Origin of the sequence: Flavobacterium sp., assembly GCF_044368995.1 — a bacterium.
GTDB lineage: Bacteria > Bacteroidota > Bacteroidia > Flavobacteriales > Flavobacteriaceae > Flavobacterium.
Window position 1 is genome coordinate 20659 of the sequence record NZ_JBIPMS010000004.1, and the last position, 24376, is coordinate 45034.

A 24376-nucleotide genomic window follows, 5' to 3' on the forward strand; every position below is an offset into this window, starting at 1 on the left:
GTAGGTAAATTATATGAAATTTTCAATAAGAAATTGTAATTTTAACCCATGAATAAGCACAACTATAACGTTATCGGCGTAATGTCTGGCACTTCATTAGATGGAGTGGATTTGGCACATATTTATTTTGAAATAAAAAATGATAAATGGATTTATAAAATAGTAGAATGCGATACGATTTCGTATACTAATGAAATTATTGCAAAACTTAAAAACGGAATTCATTATAGTGAAACTGAACTTTCAGAATTAAATGTTGAATACACCAATTTACTTGGAAATATTATCTCTGAATTTATAACCCAAAACAATATTTTAAATTTAGATGCGGTTTGTTCTCACGGACATACGATTTTACATCAACCGCAAAATGGATTCACGCTTCAAATTGGAAATTTACCAGAAATTTCAAAAATCACAAATCAAAAAGTGGTTTGTAATTTTAGAGTTCAAGATGTTCTATTTGGTGGACAAGGCGCGCCATTGGTGCCAATTGGGGATAAAATTTTATTTTCTGAATTTGATTATTGTTTGAACTTAGGTGGCTTTTCAAATATTTCTTATGAACAAAATAATGAAAGAATTGCCTTTGACATTTCACCTGTAAATACCATTTTGAATTTTTATGCGAATACTTTCGGATTAGAATATGACGATAAAGGTAAAATTTCAGCAACAGGAAATTTGAATTCTAAATTATTAAATGAATTGAATAATTTAGAATTTTACACCAAATCGTATCCTAAATCATTGGGTTTTGAATTTGTAAAAGAAATTATTTTACCTATTTTAGAGAATTATCCCATTTCAGCAGAAGACAAAATGCGAACATTTACAGAGCATATTGCTTTTCAAATTGGCAAAATATTACAGGAAAAAACAGGAAATTTATTAATTACAGGCGGTGGCGTTTTCAACGAATTTTTAATCGAAAGAATAAAAAACTATTTACCAACAATAGAAGTTATAATTCCTAATGAAAAAACCATAAAGTTTAAGGAAGCATTAATTTTTGCTTTACTTGGCGTATTAAAATTGCGCAACGAAATTAACGTTTTAGCTAGTGTAACAGGCGCTAAACAAAATCACAGCTCGGGCGAAGTATTTTAAACAATAATTTTCCTCAGTCATTTTTTACAATTACATTTGCAAATAAATCAAATCCGAAAATCAAAACATGAAAGAGTTACTTCATAAATTCGAAAATAAAGAACCTGAAATCGTTTTCAATTGGAAAGATCCAGAAACGGAAGCTGAAGGTTGGACTGTAATAAATTCATTACGTGGTGGTGCTGCAGGCGGAGGAACGCGGATGAGAAAAGGATTAGATCAAAACGAAGTGCTTTCTTTAGCTAAAACTATGGAAGTAAAATTTTCTGTATCAGGTCCAGCAATTGGTGGAGCTAAATCTGGAATTAATTTCGACCCAGCAGATCCTCGTAAAAAAGGGGTTTTGGAACGTTGGTACAAAGCCGTTGCTCCGTTATTAAAAAATTATTACGGAACAGGTGGCGATTTGAATGTAGATGAAATTCACGAAGTAATCCCAATGACAGAAGAATGTGGTGTTTGGCATCCACAAGAAGGCGTTTTCAACGGACATTTTAAACCCACAGAAGCTGATAAAATTAATAGAATCGGACAATTACGTCAAGGTGTTATTAAAGTGATTGAAAATGGAGAATTTACTCCAGATTTATCAAAAAAATATACTGTAGCAGACATGATTACAGGCTATGGTGTAGCTGAAGCTGTGAAACATTTTTACAAAATTTATGGCGGAAGTGTCGTAGGTAAAAAAGCCATTGTACAAGGTTTTGGAAATGTAGGTTCAGCCGCCGCTTTTTATCTTGCTAAAATGGGGGCGAAAGTTGTTGGAATCATCGACAGAGATGGCGGTGTACTAAACGAAAACGGATTTACATTAGAAGAAATTACCGAATTATTTAGGAATAAAGATGGTAACAAATTGGTTGCTGACCAAATGATTCCATTTGTGGAAATCAATGATAAAATTTGGAAAATTGGTGCCGATATTTTTGCTCCATGTGCCGCTTCAAGAATTGTTTCTAAAAACAATGTGGAAAATATGATTGCCTCTGGTTTGGAAGTGATTTCGTGTGGTGCAAATGTCCCTTTTGCAGACGCAGCAATTTTTTATGGCCCAATTATGGAAGAAACTGACAATAAAGTAAGTTTAATTCCAGATTTTATTTCAAATTGTGGAATGGCAAGAGTTTTTGCTTACTTTATGGAGAAAAAAGTACAAATGACAGATGAAGCTATTTTTAATGACGCATCTGAAATTATAGGAAAAGCCATTCAAAAAACATTTGATGTAAATGTTAGCAAGACAAATATTAGTGCTAGGGCATATGAAATTGCCTTGAAACAATTAGTATAATACTGTTTAATAAATAAATATTAAAAACTAGGTTGAAACATTTTTAGACCTAGTTTTTTTGTGTCAACAATTTTTATTACTTTTAATCGTTACTATTAAAAAAACCATATGAGTTCAATTATAAAATTATTAAAATCACTATACGAGCACGGGTATTTCACCTTGCTTTTATTGTTTTTTTTAATTGGCTCCATTTGGTTATTAATCCATTTTATAAAAAAATCAAGACTTTCTGATTCAAATAAATCTATTGTAATCACGACGCATTCAATAGTTTGCCTCGTACTTTTACTATTATTTGTAAGATTTTGGCCTCCGTACGGAAAAACCGAAATGTTGATTGCACAAGGTGGCGGTGGCGGTGGTGTTTCCTTAAATATTGGAGATACCGATTTTGGAAAAGGTGACGATTATTTAAATGAAACCTTAGAGGTGAACATGAAAGATGTAGCTTCAGAACCAGAAGAATCTACTCCTGAAGACATCTTAACGCAAGACAATATAGGTGCCGATGTACCTACTCCACCAAAATCAAAAAGTAAACCCATTGAAAAAAAACCTACGGAAACCAAACCAGTAGAAACTCCAAAAGCACCGGTAAAAAAACCAAACAGCGCTTTAAGCAATATGATTAAAGGGCAAAATAAAGGTGGTGACGGAAATAGTAATACCAATGGAAACCAAGGTACAGCAAACGGAAGCGCTAATGCTAACGGTTATTATGGCGGTGGAGGCGGTGGAGGCGGAACAGGTGGTGGCAACGGAACTGGAAACGGGACTGGGACTGGAGCAGGAAATGGCTCAGGGTCTGGTGGTGGAAATGGTAGTGGTGGCTCAGGTGGAGCCAATTATAGTTTAGCAGGAAGAAGAAATATTAATAAACCCGCAGTTGATAACGAATGTAATTCTTTCGGAAAAGTAGTAATTGAAGTTACCGTAGATAAAGCTGGTAATACTATTGGAGTATCAAATGGTAGAGGTACAACGGGAGATGCTTGCTTAATTGCATTAGCAAAAAACTTTGCACGAAAAACAAAATGGACACCAAGTGATTCCGCTGCTGAAAAACAAGTAGGTACTATTACCTTTAATTTTAAGAATTAACCTCAAGTCAATTGTTTTCATTTTATAAAAAATCAAGGCAAAATAACCTCAAAAAGTTTAAAACTTTTAAACTATAAACAATTATATTTGCATCACTTTAATATACTAAAAATGCAACATATAATCGATCGTTTTATTGGATATGTAACTGTTGATACAGAATCGGATCCAGAATCAAACACAACGCCTAGTACATCCAAACAATGGGATTTAGCCAATAAGTTAGTTGAAGAACTAAAACAAATTGGTTTAACAGATGCTTCGATTGACGACAAATCCTATGTTATGGCAACTTTACCAAGTAATTTAGATTACGAAGTACCTACAATTGGTTTTGTTTCGCATTTTGATACTACTCCAGATTTTTCTGGAAAAGATGTAAAACCACAAATTATAAGAAATTATGACGGTGGTGATATTATTTTAAATAAAGAAAAAAACATCATATTATCGCCTTCGTATTTTAAAGATTTGTTGCAATATAAAGGTCAAACTTTAATTACAACAGACGGTACCACACTACTTGGCGCAGATGACAAAGCAGGAATTACTGAAATTATGACTGCAATGGAATTTTTGGTTCAAAACCCGCAAATCAAACACGGAACATTAAAAATATGTTTTACACCTGATGAAGAAATTGGCCGTGGTGCAGACCACTTTGATGTAGAAAAATTTGGCGCAGATTGGGCATATACTATGGATGGAAGCCAAATTGGCGAATTAGAATATGAAAATTTTAATGCGGCTGGAGTAAAAATAACTTTCAAAGGAAAAAGCGTGCATCCTGGTTATGCTAAAGGGAAAATGATAAATTCAATGCTTTTAGCTAATAAATTTATTGCAAAATTACCTAAAGATGAAACGCCAGAAACGACTAAAAATTACGAAGGATTTTATCACGTTACTAATATTCAAGGAAGTATTGAAGACACTTTGGTACAATTGATTATTAGAGATCATAATCGCAAGAAATTTGAAAAACGAAAAGTTTATGTTGAAGAAGTAGTTTCTAAAATTAATAAGAAATACAAAAAACAATTCGGTGAAGACATTGCTGTTTTAGAAATAAAAGACCAATATTACAACATGCGTGAAAAGGTAGAACCAGTAATGCATATCGTAAAACTTGCCGAACAAGCTATGAAAGCATTAGACATTAAACCGCTTATAAAACCAATTCGTGGTGGAACTGACGGTTCGCGTTTGTCTTTTATGGGATTACCTTGCCCAAATATTTTTGCAGGAGGACACAACTTTCATGGTAAATATGAATATGTTCCAGTAGAAAGTATGCAAAAAGCTGTAGATGTAATTGTAAAAATTGCAGAATTAAATGCCATTCAGAACAAGAAATAATTTGATTAAGAGATTCTGAAACAAGTTCAGAATGACAAATAAACCTTTAAAAAATTCCAAATTCCACTGTTTTTTCAGTTTGGAATTTGGAATTAAAAATACTATTTCTTCTCGTTCAATTTCAAACTCATTTCTGCAGAGATAGAACTTTTTTCAATTTTTAACTTTCCAGACATGGTTTCCATAACAATAGTAGTTTCGGCAATTTCAGAAACTTTACCATGAATTCCGGCAATTGTGATAATTTTATCACCTGTTTTCAAATTCGTTAAAAATTGTTTTTCTAATTTAATTTTTTTGTTTTTTGGCATAATGATTAAGAAGTAAAATACTGCTATCATTAATACTAACTGTGCAATTAACATTGGATTCATATCGTTTTTATTTAGATTTAATACTTGCTTTTATACTAATATTTTCAACAATTCTTGCCGTGTTGCAAGTAATCATAATTGTTTTTGTTACTTCACCAGATTTTCCATTAGAATCAAATTTGACTTGAATTGGAGCTGATTCTCCTGGTGCAATAGCTTCTTTTGTAACTACAGGAACGGTACAACCACAAGATCCGTGAGCTTCCAAAACATATAAATCTTTATCTCCAACATTTTTAATGGTAAATGTGGTAGACACCACTTCGCCTTGTTCAATTTCACCAAAATCGTGAACCATTTTATCAAATGACACTTTTGTTTTTGGTGCGTCAGCATTCTTTTGTAAATTAAGCCTTAAATTTTCTTCGGCTGATCCCTCTTTTTTACAAGACCAAGTAATTAGCAATGCTGCTGCTACAAAAATTCTAACCGCTTTTTTCATTTTCATTTATTTATAATAATCCCCTACCGACTTTTTTAATTTTATCTTCGGATTGAAAATCTTTTACTAAATTATCTAAAATTCCGTTGATAAATATACTACTTTTTGGTGTAGAATATTCTTTCGCAATTTCTAAATATTCATTTAAGGTAACTTTTATTGGAATTGATGGAAATTTAAGCAATTCGCAAATGGCCATTTTAAGAATAATGGTATCTAATTCTGCGATACGCTCTTTGTCCCAATTTGGTGTTTTATTTTCAAATGTTGCGGCGAATTCCAATTCATTTAAAACTGTTTTTCTGAATAAATTTGTCACAAATTCTTTATCATCTACATCTTTAAAAACAACAGGCAAATCCAATTTATCTTCAAGACTTTTAATAGATTTTATTTGTTTAGAAAGTAAGGTATTAATAACAGGAATATCATCTACCCAAGTAATTTTACAATCTTCTAAATAATCGTAAAGTTTGTCGTTTGGTGCAATAATCTCATTAAAAACATCGAATATAAAGAAAATATCTTTTTTAAAATCTGCAGTTTCGACGGCCATATAACGGTTGTACAAATCTGAAGTTTTTATGGCTTCTAAAAGAAAAATAATACAATCGTCATTGCGTTTCCAATTGTCAATTTTTCTTTCTTCTAATTTATTATAAAAGGCAGTATGGTCACTTAAAATTTTAAAGAAACTATTATTTACAAACTTAAAGTTAGGATTTTGTTCTTCTTTTGTAGCTAAATGTTTTTTAGAAGCTAGTGCTAAATAGGCTTTTTCTTTGAGTTGTATTTCATTGAAAATGGATAACATTACCAAATATAAATCTTGAGAACTTTCAATACTTTGCAATAAAAAATTTTCTTCTTTGTCTAATGAATCCGATTCGTGTCTATGCATGGCATAGATGGTTTGCATCACTTTTACTCTAAAATGTCTTCTATTAAGCATGGCTAAGAACTTTAAAAAAATTATCCCGAAATAATTATTGTTTTATTTCGGGACAAATTTACAATTTTTTATTAAAAAGAATTATTTGTTTTGTAATTCTTTTTTTCTGTCATCAATTCTTTTTTGAGCAATATTTAATGCTGCTTGATGTGTGGCAATATTTTGATCATCTGACAACCTAAAGATATCCATTGCTGTGTTGTAAATATTTTCTGTTTTTTCCATAACTTGAGCCGTTGTTAAATTGGCCAACTCTGAATATACATTGATTACCCCACCAGCATTAATTAAGAAATCGGGAGCATATAAAATTCCTCTTTCTTTTAATAATTTTCCATGAATTACTTCATTTGCAAGTTGATTATTAGCGGCCCCAGCAATTACTTTTGCTTGAATTTTGCTAATGGTTTCATCATTAATAGTTGCACCTAAAGCACATGGCGCATAAATATCTACATCTAAACTATACATATCGTTTCCACTAAAAATTTGAGCGCCAAATTTTGAACCTACTTCATTTAATCTGCTTTCATTAATATCAGAAATGGTTACCGCAGCACCTTCATTAGTTAAATGTTGTACTAAAACTTCTCCAACATGGCCAATTCCTTGTACTAAAACTCTTTTTCCAGCCAAAGTATCTACACCAAATTTATGCTTTGCGGCAGCTTTCATTCCCATAAATACACCATAAGCTGTAATTGGAGATGGATTTCCAGAGCCACCTTTGCTTTCAGAAATACCTGTAACGTAAGGCGTTACTTCTCTAACGGTGTCCATGTCTTTTGTTTCCATTCCTACATCTTCAGCTGTAATATATTTACCTGATAAAGAGTTTACATATTCTCCAAATTTTCTCATCAATTCAGGCGTTTTTTCTGTTTTGGAATCGCCAATAATAACCGCTTTTCCACCACCTAAATTCAAACCTGAAATAGCAGATTTAAATGACATACCTCGAGACAATCGTAAAACATCATTTAATGCCTCCCACTCGTTTGCATATTTCCACATTCTTGTACCACCAAGTGCAGGTCCTAAAACTGTATTATGAATTCCAATAATTGCTTTTAATCCTGTATCTTTGTCATTACAAAAAACAACTTGTTCGTGTCCGTCAAAAGAAATTTGACCAAAAACAGGATCTACTTTATATAGTTCATTTGAATTTATAATATCTGTTGTCATGAGTATATTTGATTATTTATCAATAATGAGCCGCAAAAATATGTATAAATTATATATAATTATTATTTTTTATTATATTTTTACGAATACAATAATTATTCATAGTAATTATTAAGTACAGAAAACCATAAATTATTTAACAAAACTAAATTTACGTTTACATACTTTACTTTAAATGAAAGAATTACAATATTTAAATAAATATTTCATAAAATATAAATACCGATTTATATTTGGAATAGTCATTACGATTGTAGCTCAAATATTTGCTTTATACACTCCAGAATTAGTTGGAAAATCGATTTCCTTAATTGAAGCATTTCTAAAATCCGAAAACAAAAACGCTACTGTTTTAAAAAATGAACTCTTTAAAAACATTACGCTTATAATAATATGCACATTAATTGCAGGTTTTTTTACCTTTTTAATGCGTCAATCATTAATTGTAATGTCGCGATTTGTAGAATTTGATCTTAAAAATGAAATTTTCAATCATTATCAAAATCTTTCTCAAAATTTTTACAAAAAAAATAGAACCGGCGATTTAATGAATCGTATTAGTGAAGATGTTGGAAAAGTAAGAATGTACGTAGGTCCAGCTGTTATGTATACTATAAACACATTTATACGATTTGTAGCTATCATCATCACCATGTCTGCAGTAAACGTAAAACTCACCATATATTGTTTGCTTCCGTTACCTTTTTTATCCTATAGTATTTTTATTTTAAGCAAAAAAATTAATAAAAAAAGTACGGAATATCAAGAAAATCTATCTACCCTATCTTCTTTTACACAAGAGTTTTTTTCAGGAATTAGAGTAATAAAAGCATATGCGCTAGAAAAAGACAGAAATAACGAATTCATTAAATTATCTAAAATTAGTAAAGAAAAAAACTTAGCGTTAGCCAAAACAAACGCGTTATTTGGTCCACTAATGATTTTGTTAATTGGATTAAGTTATTTAATTGTGATTTTTGTAGGCGGACAAATGTATTTGCGTGGCGAAATTAAAGACATTGGTGTAATAGCAAAATTTTTGTTATATATAGGAATGTTAGTATGGCCGGTAGCTTCATTTGGATGGGTTTCTTCATTGGTTCAAGAAGCGGAAGCATCTCAAAAAAGAATCAATGAATTTTTAACAGAACAACCCGAAATTCAAAACAAGGGAACTGATACTACTCCAATTGAAGGAAAAATAACTTTTGAAAATGTAAGTTACTCATACGATGACAGTAATATAAAAGCATTAACCGATGTTAGTTTTGCAATAAACAAAGGAGAAACCATTGCTATTTTAGGAAAAACCGGATCAGGAAAATCAACAATTTTATCTTTATTAACCAGAATACATGACGTATCTGGTGTTTCTAAAATTAAAATTGATGATAAAGATGTAATCGATTATGATTTGTATCATTTGCGAAAAAGCATGAGTATTGTTACTCAAGATCCGTTCTTGTTTTCAGATACCATAAAAAACAACATTAAATTCGGAAAAGTAACTGCTACTGATGAAGAAATTATTACTGCAGCAATAATGGCTGAAGTGGACGATAACATTCAGATGTTTATTAATAAATATGAAACAATTTTAGGAGAGCGAGGTATCACTTTATCTGGAGGGCAAAAACAACGTGTTTCTATTGCGAGAGCCATCATTAAAGAAGCACCAATTTTAATTTTAGACGATTGTTTAAGTGCTGTTGATACCGAAACAGAGGAAAAAATAATAAACAATTTTAAATCTATTTTCAAAGGAAAAACTACTATTATAGTTACACATCGAGCATCTGCAGCCAAAAATGCAAATAAAATAATAATTTTAGATGAAGGAAAAATTGTTGAGCAAGGCACACACTATGAACTTATAAATAGAGCAGGATTTTATAAAGATTTGTTCATAAAACAACTTTCTGAAAAAGAAAATGCCTAAAAAATTGTTTCGTAAAGATTTTTTTTAGATTTTTGAAACACGAAAACAACTAATAATTGAACGAAGGATTATGAATGACAAAGAATTAGTAGAAAAAGACATTTTTTCTAAGGTATTAAGAGCGGGAAGAAGAACATATTTCTTTGATGTCAGAGCAACAAAAGCAGACGACTATTACATTACCATTACTGAAAGTAAAAAATTTACTGAAGAAGATGGTTCGTATCATTTTAAAAAACATAAAATTTATTTATATAAAGAAGATTTTACTGCTTTTAATGAAATTATGAGTGAAATGACCAAATATGTAATTAATCATAAAGGAGAAGAAGTAATTTCAGAAAGACACCAAAAAGATTTTAAAAAAGAATCTGACGAAGAAGAATACTCAAATTCTGAAAAAAATAATTCAACTCCCTCAAATAGTTACACAGATATTGATTTTGACGATATTTAAAAAAAGATTTCCAAGGAATTTTGTTTAATTACTTATTTTCATTGTAAATTAAAATAAATACAAATAAAAAAAGGCAATCTTTCGATTGCCTTTTTTTTGAGCCAGTGGAGGGACTCGAACCCACGACCTGCTGATTACAAATCAGCTGCTCTAGCCAGCTGAGCTACACCGGCGACTCATTTTGCATTGCAAATATAGTCTTGATAATTTAAATTGCAAAAAAAATAAATATTTTTTTGGCGTTTTTTCTTAGTTTAATTCGTTCACTTTTGCAACAAATTGATTTGCAGCAACTTCAAATTCTGCTTTAACTAATTTGTAATGTGCTTTTTTATTTTCAACATTTTTTTGGTTTACTTTTACCATTAATGCATCAAATGTATCGTAAATATCTCCTACTAAAGCCTCAGATGATTCTGTTGGTTTTCCTGTAGAAGTCATTTCCCAAATATATACTATGTTTAAGATATCTCCTAAAACGTAGTTAATTTCCTTTTTCAAGTTTTTAACGCTTGCCATTTTCTTATTTTTAAAAATTATGATGCAAAAGTAAACAATATATTAATACACTGCTAATTAAATTGTAATTTCTAATAAAGACGCTTCGCCAATAATTTCAAAACTTGCAATTATAGCTGGAATTAATATGGTATCGCCTTTTTTAAAAGTACCTTTAAAATGTAACATATTTAAACAAAAACTACCTTCAATACACATAAAAACCGTAAACGATTCTTTTGTTTTTTTCCAATTGTATTTTTCTGAAATTTGTAAAATATTGGTCTTAAAAAACGGACATTGTACTAAAGTAACTGACTTGTTTTTAGCAGCTTCGTAGTTTAATTTAGTATTTGTAGTTTCAAAATTTATTGCATCTAGTGCTAAATCAGCATGTAATTCTCTTCCAACTCCATTTGCATCTACCCTATCCCAATCGTATAATCTATATGTAATGTCGCTAGTTTGTTGAATTTCTGCAATTAAAACACCGGCACCAATAGCATGTACTGTTCCTGTTTCTAGAAAAAAAGCGTCGCCTTTTTCAACAGGTGTTTCATTTAAAATAGCTGCCAATGTCTTATTTTCTATATGCTCTTGGTAGTCTTTTTTATTTATTTTGTCTTTAAATCCAACTACCAATCTTGCATTTTCGTCGGCTTGCATTACATACCACATTTCTGTTTTGCCAAAAGAATTGTGTCTTTCTTTTGCCAATTTATCATTTGGATGAACTTGAATAGACAAATCTTCTTTCGCATCTAAAAACTTAAAAAGCAAAGGAAAATTATGTCCGAAATTTTGAATGGAATTCACGCCTAATATTTCTGCGGGATATTTATCGATTAATTGATTTAAATTTAATCCTTTAAATGCTCCATTAGCTACAACACTAATATCATTTTCTACAGTTGATAATTCCCAGCTTTCGCCAATTTGGTGGCCATCAAAAGACTTATTTAATAACTCTTTTAGTTTGGTACCACCCCAAATTCGTTCTTTAAAAATGGGTTCAAAAAGTAAAGGATAAAACAACATTTATTCGCCTTTATAAGTTACAAAATTACGTGGTGTTTCATACAAAACTACTTCTAAATCAAGATTTAAATTGATGTGCGTTCTTAATTTTTGCCAAATTACAACCGCTATATTTTCTGCAGTTGGATTTAAATTCTCAAAATCAGGAACATCTAAATTCAAATTTTTATGGTCAAACGCATTTTCTATATGTTCTTTTAATAAATCTGATAAAATTTTAACATCAATTACAAAACCTGTTTCCTGATCAATTTCACCTGTGACACTTAGAATTAATTCGTAGTTGTGCCCATGATAATTTGGATTATTACATTTGCCAAAAATGGCATTATTTTGTTCCATCGACCAATCTTTTCGATATAACCTATGTGCAGCATTAAAATGTGCTTTTCTACTTACTGTTACTTTCATTTTCTTTATCTATTGTCTTCAAAATGATGATAAAATTCTTCAAATATTATTTTAAACCAAACCGTGTAAAGATTTGGATTCATAATCATGTCATTTTTAACGTCTTCAATCTTCATCCATTTCCAATTTTCTACTTCAGCTTTATTGATAAATGGCGTATCATTATAAATACCAAGCATCACATGATCTAATTCGTGTTCTGTTAACCCGTTATCAAATGGTGCTTTATAGATAAAATGGAACATTTCTTTCAATTCTGTTTCAAAACCCATTTCTTCACGTAAACGCCTTGTGCCGGCTTGAATATTTGTTTCGTTTTCTCGCTGATGACTACAGCAAGTATTGGTCCATAATAAAGGAGAATGATATTTAAGATGTGCCCGTTGTTGCAACATCAACTCATTTTTATCATTTAAAATAAAAACAGAAAATGCCCTGTGTAAAACTGCTTTTTCATGTGCTTCAAGTTTATTCATCAATCCAATTGGATTGTCGTTTGTATCAACTAAAATAACTTTTTCTTCTACCACTCTTAAAAATTTAATTGTCAAATTTACAAAAAAAATAATTTTTAAAGCAAAGATATCCTGAAATAAAGACTTTAACGTATTGTTAATAAAATTGGGTTGGTAATACCATAAATAATTGTATTTTTACACTTCTAAAATTTTAAAATAAAAAATGGGTAAAATCATTGCAATTGCCAATCAAAAGGGAGGAGTAGGAAAAACAACCACTTCAATTAATCTTGCTGCTTCATTAGGGGCCTTAGAGAAAAAAGTGCTGTTAATAGACGCCGACCCTCAAGCAAATGCAAGTTCTGGGTTAGGAATTGACGTAGAAAATGTAGAAATTGGCACATACCAAATAATAGAACATAGCCATACAGCAGAAGAAGGCGTTATTCCTACTAGTGCTCCAAATGTTTGGATTATACCTGCACATATTGATTTAGTTGCCATAGAAATTGAATTGGTTGACAAAGAAAAAAGAGAATACATGCTGAAACAAGCATTAAATACAATTAAAGAAAAATATGATTATATAATTATAGATTGTGCACCCTCTCTAGGTTTATTGACATTAAATGCTTTAACCGCTGCAGATAGTGTAGTAATTCCAATTCAATGTGAATATTTTGCATTAGAAGGTTTAGGTAAATTATTAAACACAATCAAAAGTGTGCAAAAAATTCACAACCCAGGTTTAGATATTGAAGGATTACTATTAACTATGTACGATACCCGTTTACGTTTATCAAATCAAGTAGTTGAAGAAGTTCAAAAGCATTTTAATAATATGGTTTTTTCAACTATTATTCAAAGAAACGTTAAATTAAGTGAAGCGCCTAGTTTTGGAGAAAGTATCATAAACTATGATGCCACAAGTAAAGGCGCTGCAAATTACTTAAATTTAGCAGAAGAAATTATCAAGAAAAACACTAATAACTAATGACAAAAGCAGTAAAAAAACCTGTGTTAGGAAGAGGGCTTTCGGCACTTTTAAATGATCCTTCAAATGACATTAAGTCTGTAGAAGATAAAAATGCTGACAAAGTTGTAGGTAGCATCATCGAACTTGATATTAATTTTATTGAAATAAATCCGTTTCAACCTAGAACTAATTTCAATGAAGATACACTTCAAGAATTAGCAAAATCTATTAAAGAAGTTGGCGTTATTCAGCCTATTACTGTTAGAAAATTAGAATTCAATAAATACCAATTAATTTCTGGAGAACGAAGATTACGGGCTTCAAAATTATTAGGACTTTCTACTATCCCTGCTTACATTAGATTGGCAAACGATAACGAATCGCTTGTCATGGCTTTGATTGAAAATATTCAACGTCATGATTTAGACCCAATTGAAGTTGCCATTTCATACCAAAGATTAATTGAAGAAGTAAATATAACGCAGGAAGAAATGAGTGAGCGTGTTGGAAAAAAACGCTCAACCATTACAAACTATTTGCGTTTATTAAAACTAGATCCAATTATTCAAACAGGAATGAGAGATGGTTTTATTTCAATGGGACATGGCAGAGCATTAATAAACATTGAAAATCAAGAAGCGCAAAGTACTATTTATCATACAGTAGTAACTCAAAACCTTTCTGTTAGAGAGACAGAAGCGTTAGTTAAAAAATACCAAGAAGGATTAAAACCTAAATCAATTAAAACGGCGGCTACAAAATCATTTGAAATTGCAACAGAACAAAAGAAAACAATTGCTAATTTTTTTGGTGCGAAAGTAGATATTAATGTCGCATCAAATGGTAAAGGCAAAATTGCAATTCCTTTTCATTCAGAAGAAGATTTTAATAGAATCATGAAATTAATCAACAACTAGTGACGCGATTTCTTTACATATTTATTTTACTGTTTTTGGGTAGCACATTATCTATAGCTCAAAAGAAAGAATTAAAAATTGAAACTAAAGATATAGTGAAGTCCGACATCAATCCATTATCTCCAGCAAAAGCAGCTTTTTATTCTGCTATTTTACCAGGATTAGGTCAAGCCTACAACAAAAAATATTGGAAAATCCCTATAGTATACGCAGCCATAGGCGCAGGGGTTTATTTTATAATGGATAATAATAAAAAACACAATCAATACCGTGACGAATACAAAAAAAGAATAGCAAACGGAGGTGCAATTGACACTTCTGATCCATTATATGGAAAATTAAGTACAGAAAGTGTCATTAGAGGGCAAAAATTCTATCAAAAAAATAGAGACTTATCAGTTCTTATTACTGCGGGTTTATACATTTTAAATATTGTAGAAGCAAATGTAGACGCTCATTTATTGCAATTTAACGTGAATGATGATTTATCATTAAAACCAGATTTACAACCCAATCCATACACGTTTAATCAAAATGTAGGATTTACGTTAACCTATCAATTTTAACGTTTTTTTTCGTAACATTTTATTTAAAACAACAACTAATCAAAATGAAAATAGCATTATTAGGTTACGGTAAAATGGGAAAAGTAATTGAGAAAATTGCTTTTGAACGTGGTCATGAAATTGTCTTAAGAAAAGACAGATCGGACACTTTTGAAGGCATTACAAATGCTGACATTGCAATAGATTTTAGCGTTCCGACCACAGCTGTTAGTCATATTTCGGAATGTTTATACCAAAATATTCCTGTAATTTCAGGAACTACTGGCTGGTTAGAAAACTACGCAGAAATGGTAGATTTATGTCATGAAAAAAACGGAAGTTTTATTTATGCTTCGAACTTTAGTTTAGGTGTAAATATATTTTTCGAACTAAATAATTATTTGGCAAAAATGATGAAAAACCTGACTGACTACAAAATTTCAATGGAAGAAATTCACCATATACAAAAGTTAGATGCACCAAGCGGAACAGCAATAAGTTTGGCAAACGGAATTATAGAAAATACCGATTATGTTAATTGGACAATAGAAAATCCAACTGCAAATCAAATTTACATTGACGCCAAAAGAATAGAAAATGTACCCGGAACTCACTCCGTTTTTTACGACAGCAAAGTGGATCAAATAGAAATAAAGCACACCGCACATAGCAGAGAAGGCTTTGCTTTAGGATCGGTCATTGCAGCAGAATGGCTAATTGGAAAAAAAGGCGTTTTCACTATGAAAGACGTTTTGGGGATATAAAAGTGCAATTTGCGATTTACGATTTACAATTTACAAAAAAACAAAAATTATGGACATATCTATTTGGATTATTACAGTATTAATAATTAGTACTTTACACGGAATTTGCACTTGGAAATTATACATGAAATCAGGTAAAAAAGCTTGGGAGGCCTTTGTTCCTGTTTATAACGGAATTGTGTTAATGCAAATGATAAATCGACCAAAATGGTGGGTATTTTTGGTTTTTTTACCAGTAATTAACTTATTAATTTTACCAGTAATTTGGATTGAAACTTTACGTACTTTCGGCAAGAAATCTACTACGGATATGTGGTTGGGCGTTATTACTTTCGGTTTTTACATTGGTTTTATTAATTACACCCAAGAAGTTTCATACGAAGCGGAACGCGATACCAAACCAGCAACAAAAACTTTAGACACTTTAGGGTCTTTAACTTTTGCTTTAATTGTAGCTACTTTTGTGCATACGTATTTTATTCAGCCCTTTGTGATTCCTTCATCGTCTTTAGAAAAATCATTATTAATTGGCGATTTTTTATTCGTAAGTAAGTTCCACTATGGGGCCAGAACACCAATGACACCAATTGCTGCGCCGATGGTACACGATTCTATTCCAATTGTAAAAAAACTATCTTATTTAAGCAAACCACAATTGCCTTATTTTAGGTTTCCAGCTTTAGAAAAAATAAAAAATAACGATATTGTTGTTTTTAACTGGCCAAGAGATACGCTAGCAAATATGTATTTACCAGCAAAAGAAAGAATCGACAAGCCTCGTGATAAAAAAACAAATTATGTAAAACGTTGTGTAGGTATTGCCGGTGACAGTTTGCAAATTAAAAATGGAATTGTTTTCATAAACGGTAAAGAATTAATTTTACCTGAAAGAGCGAAACCACAATATTCTTACAAAATTAGTACAGATGGCAAAACAGCAGTTGATTTTGAGACAATTTTAAGAGAAATGAAAGTTACTGATCCGGCAGGAATGATAACTAGCGACACACTGTATGTTCAAGCATTAACTTTTGAAAACGCAGAAAAATTAAAATCAATTAGCGGTATTACTTCTGTAAAAAGAATGATAAACAAAAAAGTAGAAGACGGCGTTTTCCCAGATTTTAAAGATGGTAATCCTTCAGTAACCAACAATTGGAATGGAGATAATTTTGGTCCAATTTATATTCCACAAGCGGGTAAAACAGTAGCTTTAAACAGAGAAACATTGCCCTTATATAAAATTATCATTACAGAATATGAAGGAAATAAGCTAGAAGTAAATGGCAACGAAATTAAAATAAACGGAAAAATAGCTAATTCCTACACCTTTAAACAAGATTATTATTGGATGATGGGAGACAACAGACATAATTCGTTAGATGCGCGTTATTTCGGTTACACACCAGCAGATCATATTGTTGGTAAACCCATTTTTATTTGGATGAGTTTAGATTGGAATGCAAAAGGCTTACTAAATAAATTCAGAACCGAACGTTTCTTTACAACTGTAAGTGGCGAAGGTCAACCAGAATCGTATTTCAAGTTTTTCTTAATTGCTTTAGCAGGCTATTTTGCCTGGGATTGGTATAGAAACAAGAAAAAGAAAAAAGAGGGAGATTTACTTTAAATAATTTAAGAGTTGTAATTTAGTTTGCAACTCTTTTTTCATTACATTAGAATTATGAACAATGAAATTTTAATTTACCCTACTTACTTTCCATCGATCAGTCATTATATTGCTATGATTCATGCAAAATTGGTTACATTTGAAGTGGAAGATACCTTTCAAAAACAAACCAACAGAAACCGTATGTACATTTATAGTCCGAATGGAATACAAATGTTAAACATTCCAGTGAAGCATGACACTACAAAAAGCAACTTTAAAGACATCAAAATAGACAACCAATACAATTGGCAAAAAAAACATTTTAAATCTCTAGAAGCCGCTTATAAGAATTCACCATTTTATGAATACTTTATTGATGATTTACAACCAATATTTGAAAAAAAACAAGAGTTTATGTTAGATTTAAACTTTAAAGTTTTTGAATTGGTAAATGCGGCATTAGGTATTTCAATACCTTTTGAAAAAACAACCGAATATTTGCATGAAGTTACTGATAAAACTGATTTTCGCTATTTGGTAAATGGCAAAAAGGACACAACGACAATTGAACCTTACACTCAAGTTTTTGATAACAAACATGGATTCATAAATAATTTATCCATTTTAGATTTATTGTTTAATGAAGGAAGATATGCAGTGGATTATTTAAAGCAACAACATTTATAATTTCGTCTTATAACCTATAACAAAAAAACGTCCCGATTTTCATCGGGACGTTTTTATATAATTTATAACAAAGTTTTATGAGTTGTGCTCTGCTTCAATTTGTTTTTTATCTGATGCTGACATCGTATCCACTAATACTGGCGTTGCAATAAATAATGAAGAATACGTTCCTACAATAATACCTATTAACATTGCAAAGATAAATCCACGGATTGAATCGCCACCAAATACAAACATAATGGCTAATACCATAATCATCGTTAAAGATGTGTTTAAGGTACGAGATAATGTAGTGTTTACAGAATCGTTTACAATTTTGTTAAAGTTACCATGGTGCGATTTTCCACCTAAGAATTCACGAACCCTATCAAATACAATTACAGTATCATTCATAGAATATCCAATTACAGTTAGAATTGCAGCAATAAAATGTTGGTCAATTTCCATGTGGAATGGCATGTATTTGTACAATAAAGAATAAATTCCTAATACAAAAATAACGTCATGCGCTACCGCAGCAATTGCTCCTAATGAATATTGGTATTTTCTGAACGAAATTATTAAGTATAAACAAACTAATAACATGGCTCCTAATACTGCCCAGTAGGCATTTGTTTTAATATCATCTGCAATTGATGGGCCAACTTTCATGGCTTGTAATACCCCAAATTGTTTTCCTTCTTGAGTATTTGTAAACTGATTGTAAGAAATTTCTTTAGCAAAGAATTTTTTCAATCCTGCATATAATTTTTCGTTAACTTCTTTATCAACCTCAACACCTTGCTTGTCGATTTTATATTTTGTAGTAATTTTCAATTGATTGTCGTTTCCAAATGTTTTCGCTTCAGCTCTGTTAAAAAACGCAGCCGTAGAAAGTGCATTTGAAACCTCTTCTGCAGACACTTTTTGGTCAAATTGTACTTGGAATGTTCTTCCTCCTACAAAGTCAATTCCTTGATCAAAACCATTCGTAAAGAAAGAAATAAAACTACCAATACAAACCACTAACGAGAATGCATACGTGAATTTCTTGATTTTTAAGAAATCGAAGTTGAAACCTGTAAACCAATTTTTAGTAATGTTTGTAGAAAATTGTAAACTTCTTCCTTTAGCAATATCTGCATCAATAAAGAAACGAGCAATAAAGATAGAAGTAAATAATGAAGTTAAAATACCAATTAATAATGTAATGGCAAAACCTCTAATCATACCTTCTCCAAAAATATATAAAATTGTACCTGTTAAAATATGTGTTACGTTGGCGTCAATAATAGATCTCATCGCGCCTTTCCATCCAAAAGCCGTAACTACTGCATTTTCTAATGACAAACCAGCCCTTAATTCTTCTTTTGCCCTTTCGTAGATAATAATGTTTGCATCTACCGCTGTACCCATTGTCAATACGATACCCGCAATACCTGGTAAAGTTAATACAAAACCAAAGTTAGCCATGGCACCAAATAACAATACTAAGTTTAATAATAACGCAACATTAGCATACCAACCTGCTCTTCCATAATAGAAAACCATCCAGAAAGAAACTAATAATAAACCTATGATTGATGACAAAATACCGTTATCAATAGCTTCTTGACCTAAAGATGGTCCAACTACTGCTTTTTGAACAATATCTGCTTTAGCTGGCAATTTACCTGCTCTTAATACATTTTCTAAATCGGCAGTTTCTTCTAATGTGAAGGCACCTGAAATTTGTGTTTGTCCACCAGAAATAGCTGCTTTTGCAGTAGCTGCAGAATACACTACATTATCTAAAACAATACAAACTTGGTTTCCGTTTTTAGCAATGTCACCTGTTAATTGTTCCCATTTTCTAGATCCAACTGGATTCATTTGCATGCTTACTGCTGGTTTACCAAATTGATCAAAATCAGCACTTGCATCTGTGATGGCATTACCTAATAATGGTGCAACACCGTCTGCAGTTCCTTTTAAAACATACAATTCTGTAACATCTTCTGCTTTAGAAGTTGTTTTTCCCCAAGCAAATTTTGCGTTTGAAGCCGTTGCTGGCAATAAAGCTCTAATCTCTGATCTTTTTAAATACGAGTTGATTGTAGCCGTATCTTTAACATTGTAACCAATTAATCCAGATGGACTTGGAATTGCATTTTCAAATAAAGGCCCTAAATCTTTTGCCGCTTTTTTAGCAGTGTCTTTTTTATCGCCTAATAATTCATTTACTTTAGATTTTGCATCAACCGCTTTATTGGTATCTACAACAGCTAAAGCTGCAGCAGGTTTTTTCTCAGTGGCTTTTAAAGCATCATTAGCAGCTGTAAAGAAATTACCTAATTCTTCTGGTTTTAAAGTTTCCCAAAATTCTAATTGTGCGGTTTGAGATAATAATTTTTCAACTCTATCTAAATCTTTTGCACCTGGTAACTCAACTAAAATTCTTCCAGTTTCACCAATTTTTTGAATGTTTGGTTGTGCTACTCCGAATTTATCAATACGTTTTGTTAATACTTTATAAGCACTTTCAATAGATTCAGCAACTTTCTTTTTCAAAATTACTTTCACTTGATCGTCAGTCATATTTAACTGTATTTCCTCAAATGTTCTATTGTAGAATGCTTCAGCAGAAGCCATTTTTATCGTTCCGTTAGATTCTGCAGCAAAAGCATCAAAAAAGGCATCTAAATAATCTTGATTTCCTTTTCTCTCTTTTGTAGCTCTTTCTAAAGCGCTATTAAATGTAGGATTTTTAGAGTTGTTTGATAACGTTTTTAAAACGTCTTTAACAGAAACTTCTAAAGTTACGTTAATACCACCTTCTAAATCTAATCCTTTATTGATTTGTTGTTTTTCTATTTGCTCATAAGTAAAGCTAGTAAAACCTAAGTTAAATACTTCTTTTTTCTTTAATGATTTTAAATAGTTTAATTCTTTTTGAGAATCTCCTTTCGCAAATTCTTTCGCATCTTTTATAATTCCGTTAGCAACAAACGTAAAAGAAAGTTGATAGATACAAGCAATCGTAAAAATGATTGCGAAGAATTTAATTAGTCCTTTGTTCTGCATTATAATTTATTTAAGTTATTTTCTTTAAAAACGGACAAATATATCATTTCATTAAGGATAAAACAATTTTATTTGTGCCTAAAATTGATTTTTTATTAATATCTAGTCAACATGATGATGAATTTGTCTTTTTTATCCATTTAAGTTCCTCAAAATAAGAAGAATAAAAAAAGCATTGAAACAATCAATGCTTTTTAATTTTTATAAATATTATTTTCTATTTGTCAGTGATTGTAGATTCGGCAATTTGTTTATATGTGCCGTTTTCTAATTTTTCACGTATGGCTTCAAAAGCGGTTAACGTTTCATCAATATCTTCTAACGTATGAGTTGTGGTAGGAATCATTCGCAATAAAATCATCCCTTTAGGAATAACCGGATACACTACTATAGATAAGAAAATACTGTAGTTTTCTCTTAAATCATTTACCATAATCATAGCTTCTGGGATAGAACCTTCTAAGTAAACTGGCGTAATACAAGTATTTGTGTCGCCAATATTGAATCCTTTTTCCTTTAAACCGTTTTGTAACGCATTAACATTTATCCATAATTTATCTTTAATTTCTGAAGAATTACGTAATAATTCCAAACGTTTCAACGAACCAATTGTTTGAATCATCGGCAATGCTTTAGCAAACATTTGGGAACGTAAATTATATTTTAAATAATCAATTATATCTTTATCTGCCGCTACGAAAGCTCCAATATTTGCCATTGATTTTGCAAAAGTTGAAAAATACACATCAATTCCATCTTGACAACCTTGTTCCTCACCTGCTCCAGCACCTGTTTTACCAAGTGTACCAAAACCATGCGCATCATCAACAAGTAAACGGAAATTGTATTTTTTCTTCATTTCTACAATTTCTTTTAACTTACCTTGTTGTCCTCGCATTCCAAAAACACCTTCCGTAATAAACAAAATACCACCACCTGTTTCGGTAGCTAGTTTTGTAGCACGTTGTAAGTTTTTCTCCATACTTTCAATGTCATTGTGCTTGTAAGTAAAGCGTTTTCCACTGTGCAAACGAACACCGTCAATAATACATGCATGCGCATCTACATCATAAACAATAACATCATTTCTATTAACCAAAGCATCAATTGTAGATAAAATTCCTTGGTAACCAAAATTTAATAAATAAGCTGATTCTTTCATTACAAAAGCCGCTAATTCTTCTTCCAATTGTTCATGATATTTGGTATGACCACTCATCATTCTGGCTCCCATAGGATAAGCTGCGCCATATTGCGCTGCAGCTTCGGAGTCTGCTTTACGAACTTCTGGATGATTGGCTAAACCTAAATAGTCGTTCAAACTCCAGTTTAATATATTTTTACCTTGAAATTGCATTCTTGGACCCAATTCACCTTCCAATTTTGGAAATACGAAATAACCTTCTGCTTGTGAAGCCCATTTTCCTAAAGGTCCTTTATTTTGCTGTATTCTTTCAAATAAATCTTTAACCATAATTTCTTACTTATTTAGTGCTGCAAAAGTATAAATAAAAAAACATTTTTTATAATTTTTTTTTAACAACAAAATCAAATAAATCGAAGACCAAAAAAACATATTTGTTAAAAATAAAGTTTTACTTATCTTTGACATTCCTATGAAAGCAATAAAAATTATCGAATGTCCACGCGATGCCATGCAAGGCATTAAAATGTTTATTCCTACAGAAAAAAAAGTACAATACATTCAATCTTTATTGCGAGTAGGATTTGATACGCTAGATTTCGGAAGTTTTGTGTCGCCAAAAGCCATTCCTCAAATGCAAGATACGGCTGAAGTATTGGAACGATTGGATTTATCGCATACACAAAGTAAATTATTAGCCATTGTTGCCAATACTCTAGGGGCAGAAGCAGCATCAAAACATAAAGCAATACATTATCTCGGTTTTCCGTTTTCTATTTCTGAAAATTTTCAAATGCGTAATACACACAAAACCATCGCTGAAAGCCTTATTACATTACAAGAAATTTTAGAAATAGCTGACAAATCTAACAAAGATGTTGTGACTTATATTTCTATGGGGTTTGGGAATCCTTATGGCGATCCATATAACGTTGAAATTGTAGGTAACTGGACAGAAAAATTAGCTAAAATGGGCGTAAAAATTTTATCGCTTTCCGATACAATTGGCTCTTCTACACCTGAAGTTATTGATTATTTATTTCGTAATTTAATACCTAGATATCCAAATATTGAATTTGGAGCCCATTTACATACCACGCCAGACAAATGGTTTGAAAAAATAGATGCGGCATACGAAGCAGGTTGCCGAAGATATGATGGCGCTATCCAAGGATTTGGCGGATGTCCAATGGCTAAAGACGACTTAACCGGGAACATGCCAACCGAAAAGTTATTATCCTATTTTACGACCAAAAAAGAAAACACCAACACCAGTCCAATGAGTTTTGAAAGTGCTTATAACGAAGCTACAAAATTGTTTGGCGCGTTTCATTAAAAATAAATTTACAAATTGATTAAATATAAAAATGTAATTGTTTTGAAATAAATTATGATTTACAACTAACTTTTTCTTATATTTGCACGCAATTTAACTTCAATTGCAGCATGAAAGCACACACTACAAAAATTATAGGAGAAGGACTCACGTATGACGACGTCCTTTTAATTCCAAATTACTCAGAAATACTTCCAAGAGAAGTTTCTATTCAATCGAAATTTAGTAAAAACATTACCTTAAATACACCTATTGTTTCCGCTGCAATGGATACAGTTACAGAAAGTGCGATGGCTATTGCTATGGCGCAAGAAGGCGGCATAGGCGTATTACACAAAAATATGACCATTGCACAACAAGCTGCAGAAGTAAGAAAAGTGAAACGTGCAGAAAGCGGAATGATTTTAGATCCTGTAACATTGCCTTTAACTGCAAATGTAGGTGATGCCAAAAATGCGATGAGAGAATTTGGCATTGGCGGTATTCCGGTAGTAGATGAAAAGGGTATTTTAAAAGGAATTGTAACCAATAGAGATTTGCGATTTGAAAAAGAAAACAGTCGTGCTATTACAGAAGTTATGACTTCTGAAAATTTAGTAACAGCAGGAAAAGGAACAACTTTAGCTGCAGCAGAAGAGATTCTTCAAGAAAGTAAAATTGAAAAATTACCAGTTGTTGATGCCAATTTTAAATTAATTGGATTAATTACTTTTAGAGATATTACAAAAC

The 24376-nt window shown here is 31.3% G+C and carries 24 protein-coding genes and 1 tRNA gene; 14 read left to right on the forward strand and 11 right to left on the reverse strand.

The features are described from left to right. Positions 1–48: 48 nt before the first annotated feature. The 4 genes from ACIQ2I_RS00760 to pepT all read left to right on the forward strand — a co-directional run bounded on the left by ACIQ2I_RS00760 (position 49) and on the right by pepT (position 4867). Positions 49–1110 (forward strand): anhydro-N-acetylmuramic acid kinase, encoded by a 1062-nt coding sequence (locus tag ACIQ2I_RS00760; RefSeq protein ID WP_396180529.1) that lies wholly within the window; start codon positions 49–51, stop codon positions 1108–1110. A 67-nt stretch (positions 1111–1177) separates the two neighbouring features. Beyond that, the gene (locus tag ACIQ2I_RS00765; RefSeq protein ID WP_396180530.1) at positions 1178–2404 is read left to right on the forward strand and encodes a Glu/Leu/Phe/Val dehydrogenase dimerization domain-containing protein; all 1227 of its coding nucleotides are present in this window, start codon (positions 1178–1180) and stop codon (positions 2402–2404) included. A 108-nt stretch (positions 2405–2512) separates the two neighbouring features. Further along, positions 2513–3508 carry an energy transducer TonB gene (locus ACIQ2I_RS00770; RefSeq protein ID WP_396180531.1) on the forward strand — a complete coding sequence of 332 codons (996 nt, stop codon included), beginning with the start codon at positions 2513–2515 and terminating at the stop codon, positions 3506–3508. Positions 3509–3619: 111 nt separating this feature from the next. Next, positions 3620–4867, forward strand: a complete 1248-nt coding sequence (pepT, locus tag ACIQ2I_RS00775) for a peptidase T (protein WP_396180532.1) — start codon at positions 3620–3622, stop codon at positions 4865–4867. A 101-nt stretch (positions 4868–4968) separates the two neighbouring features. Here the strand turns inward: pepT and yajC are convergent, their stop codons facing one another. The 4 genes from yajC to ACIQ2I_RS00795 all read right to left on the reverse strand — a co-directional run bounded on the left by yajC (position 4969) and on the right by ACIQ2I_RS00795 (position 7823). Then, positions 4969–5241, reverse strand: coding sequence for a preprotein translocase subunit YajC (gene yajC / locus ACIQ2I_RS00780; RefSeq protein WP_353077318.1), 273 nt, complete (start codon positions 5239–5241; stop codon positions 4969–4971). Between the two features lie 7 nt (positions 5242–5248). Next, on the reverse strand, positions 5249–5683 hold the full coding sequence (locus ACIQ2I_RS00785; RefSeq protein WP_396180533.1) for a DUF1573 domain-containing protein: 435 nt from the start codon (positions 5681–5683) through the stop codon (positions 5249–5251). A 10-nt stretch (positions 5684–5693) separates the two neighbouring features. Further along, on the reverse strand, positions 5694–6635 hold the full coding sequence (locus ACIQ2I_RS00790; protein WP_396180534.1) for a transcription antitermination protein NusB: 942 nt from the start codon (positions 6633–6635) through the stop codon (positions 5694–5696). An 81-nt stretch (positions 6636–6716) separates the two neighbouring features. Continuing rightward, positions 6717–7823: a Glu/Leu/Phe/Val dehydrogenase gene (locus tag ACIQ2I_RS00795; RefSeq protein ID WP_396180535.1), complete on the reverse strand. Its 1107-nt coding sequence runs from the start codon at positions 7821–7823 to the stop codon at positions 6717–6719. Positions 7824–7998: 175 nt separating this feature from the next. Between ACIQ2I_RS00795 and ACIQ2I_RS00800 the strand changes: the two genes are divergently transcribed. Both ACIQ2I_RS00800 and ACIQ2I_RS00805 read left to right on the forward strand, forming a co-directional pair. Beyond that, positions 7999–9762, forward strand: a complete 1764-nt coding sequence (locus ACIQ2I_RS00800) for an ABC transporter ATP-binding protein (RefSeq protein ID WP_396180536.1) — start codon at positions 7999–8001, stop codon at positions 9760–9762. A 70-nt stretch (positions 9763–9832) separates the two neighbouring features. Next, positions 9833–10219: a PUR family DNA/RNA-binding protein gene (locus ACIQ2I_RS00805; RefSeq protein ID WP_396180537.1), complete on the forward strand. Its 387-nt coding sequence runs from the start codon at positions 9833–9835 to the stop codon at positions 10217–10219. Between the two features lie 99 nt (positions 10220–10318). On the opposite strand, the gene ACIQ2I_RS00810 is transcribed toward ACIQ2I_RS00805, so the two are convergent. From ACIQ2I_RS00810 to idi, 5 genes are all read right to left on the reverse strand, one after another. Then, positions 10319–10392, reverse strand: a tRNA-Thr gene (locus ACIQ2I_RS00810). Positions 10393–10468: 76 nt separating this feature from the next. Further along, positions 10469–10738, reverse strand: coding sequence for a hypothetical protein (locus ACIQ2I_RS00815; RefSeq protein WP_353077329.1), 270 nt, complete (start codon positions 10736–10738; stop codon positions 10469–10471). A gap of 57 nt (positions 10739–10795) precedes the next feature. Further along, positions 10796–11755 (reverse strand): type I phosphomannose isomerase catalytic subunit, encoded by a 960-nt coding sequence (locus ACIQ2I_RS00820; RefSeq protein WP_396180538.1) that lies wholly within the window; start codon positions 11753–11755, stop codon positions 10796–10798. Beyond that, the gene (locus ACIQ2I_RS00825; RefSeq protein ID WP_396180539.1) at positions 11756–12166 is read right to left on the reverse strand and encodes a 6-pyruvoyl trahydropterin synthase family protein; all 411 of its coding nucleotides are present in this window, start codon (positions 12164–12166) and stop codon (positions 11756–11758) included. Between the two features lie 5 nt (positions 12167–12171). Next, a complete protein-coding gene (gene idi, locus ACIQ2I_RS00830) occupies positions 12172–12696 on the reverse strand; it encodes an isopentenyl-diphosphate Delta-isomerase (protein WP_396180550.1) in 525 nt (174 codons plus the stop codon). A 151-nt stretch (positions 12697–12847) separates the two neighbouring features. Between idi and ACIQ2I_RS00835 the strand changes: the two genes are divergently transcribed. The 6 genes from ACIQ2I_RS00835 to ACIQ2I_RS00860 are packed head-to-tail and all read left to right on the forward strand — an operon-like array spanning position 12848 to position 18125. Continuing rightward, a complete protein-coding gene (locus ACIQ2I_RS00835; RefSeq protein WP_396180540.1) occupies positions 12848–13618 on the forward strand; it encodes a ParA family protein in 771 nt (256 codons plus the stop codon). Beyond that, positions 13618–14517, forward strand: coding sequence for a ParB/RepB/Spo0J family partition protein (locus ACIQ2I_RS00840; protein WP_396180541.1), 900 nt, complete (start codon positions 13618–13620; stop codon positions 14515–14517). The genes ACIQ2I_RS00835 and ACIQ2I_RS00840 overlap by 1 nt, the downstream gene beginning before the upstream one ends. 35 nt (positions 14518–14552) lie before the next feature. Continuing rightward, positions 14553–15083 (forward strand): DUF5683 domain-containing protein, encoded by a 531-nt coding sequence (locus ACIQ2I_RS00845; RefSeq protein ID WP_396180542.1) that lies wholly within the window; start codon positions 14553–14555, stop codon positions 15081–15083. Between the two features lie 44 nt (positions 15084–15127). Next, complete coding sequence (gene dapB, locus ACIQ2I_RS00850; RefSeq protein ID WP_396180543.1) at positions 15128–15826, forward strand: 4-hydroxy-tetrahydrodipicolinate reductase; 699 nt, start codon at positions 15128–15130, stop codon at positions 15824–15826. Between the two features lie 49 nt (positions 15827–15875). Continuing rightward, positions 15876–17456 carry a signal peptidase I gene (gene lepB, locus ACIQ2I_RS00855; RefSeq protein WP_396180544.1) on the forward strand — a complete coding sequence of 527 codons (1581 nt, stop codon included), beginning with the start codon at positions 15876–15878 and terminating at the stop codon, positions 17454–17456. 54 nt (positions 17457–17510) lie between these two features. Then, positions 17511–18125: a WbqC family protein gene (locus tag ACIQ2I_RS00860; RefSeq protein ID WP_396180545.1), complete on the forward strand. Its 615-nt coding sequence runs from the start codon at positions 17511–17513 to the stop codon at positions 18123–18125. Between the two features lie 75 nt (positions 18126–18200). On the opposite strand, the gene secDF is transcribed toward ACIQ2I_RS00860, so the two are convergent. Both secDF and ACIQ2I_RS00870 read right to left on the reverse strand, forming a co-directional pair. Then, the gene (gene secDF / locus ACIQ2I_RS00865; RefSeq protein ID WP_396180546.1) at positions 18201–21167 is read right to left on the reverse strand and encodes a protein translocase subunit SecDF; all 2967 of its coding nucleotides are present in this window, start codon (positions 21165–21167) and stop codon (positions 18201–18203) included. 217 nt (positions 21168–21384) lie between these two features. Next, entirely contained in the window at positions 21385–22641 is a 1257-nt protein-coding gene (locus ACIQ2I_RS00870; protein WP_396180547.1) for an aminotransferase class I/II-fold pyridoxal phosphate-dependent enzyme, read from the reverse strand. A gap of 142 nt (positions 22642–22783) precedes the next feature. Between ACIQ2I_RS00870 and ACIQ2I_RS00875 the strand changes: the two genes are divergently transcribed. Together ACIQ2I_RS00875 and ACIQ2I_RS00880 are read left to right on the forward strand one after the other, a co-directional pair. Then, on the forward strand, positions 22784–23647 hold the full coding sequence (locus ACIQ2I_RS00875) for a hydroxymethylglutaryl-CoA lyase (RefSeq protein ID WP_396180548.1): 864 nt from the start codon (positions 22784–22786) through the stop codon (positions 23645–23647). Positions 23648–23757: 110 nt separating this feature from the next. Continuing rightward, positions 23758–24376 (forward strand): IMP dehydrogenase (locus ACIQ2I_RS00880; RefSeq protein ID WP_396180549.1); only part of this gene is annotated, 619 nt, incomplete at its 3' end.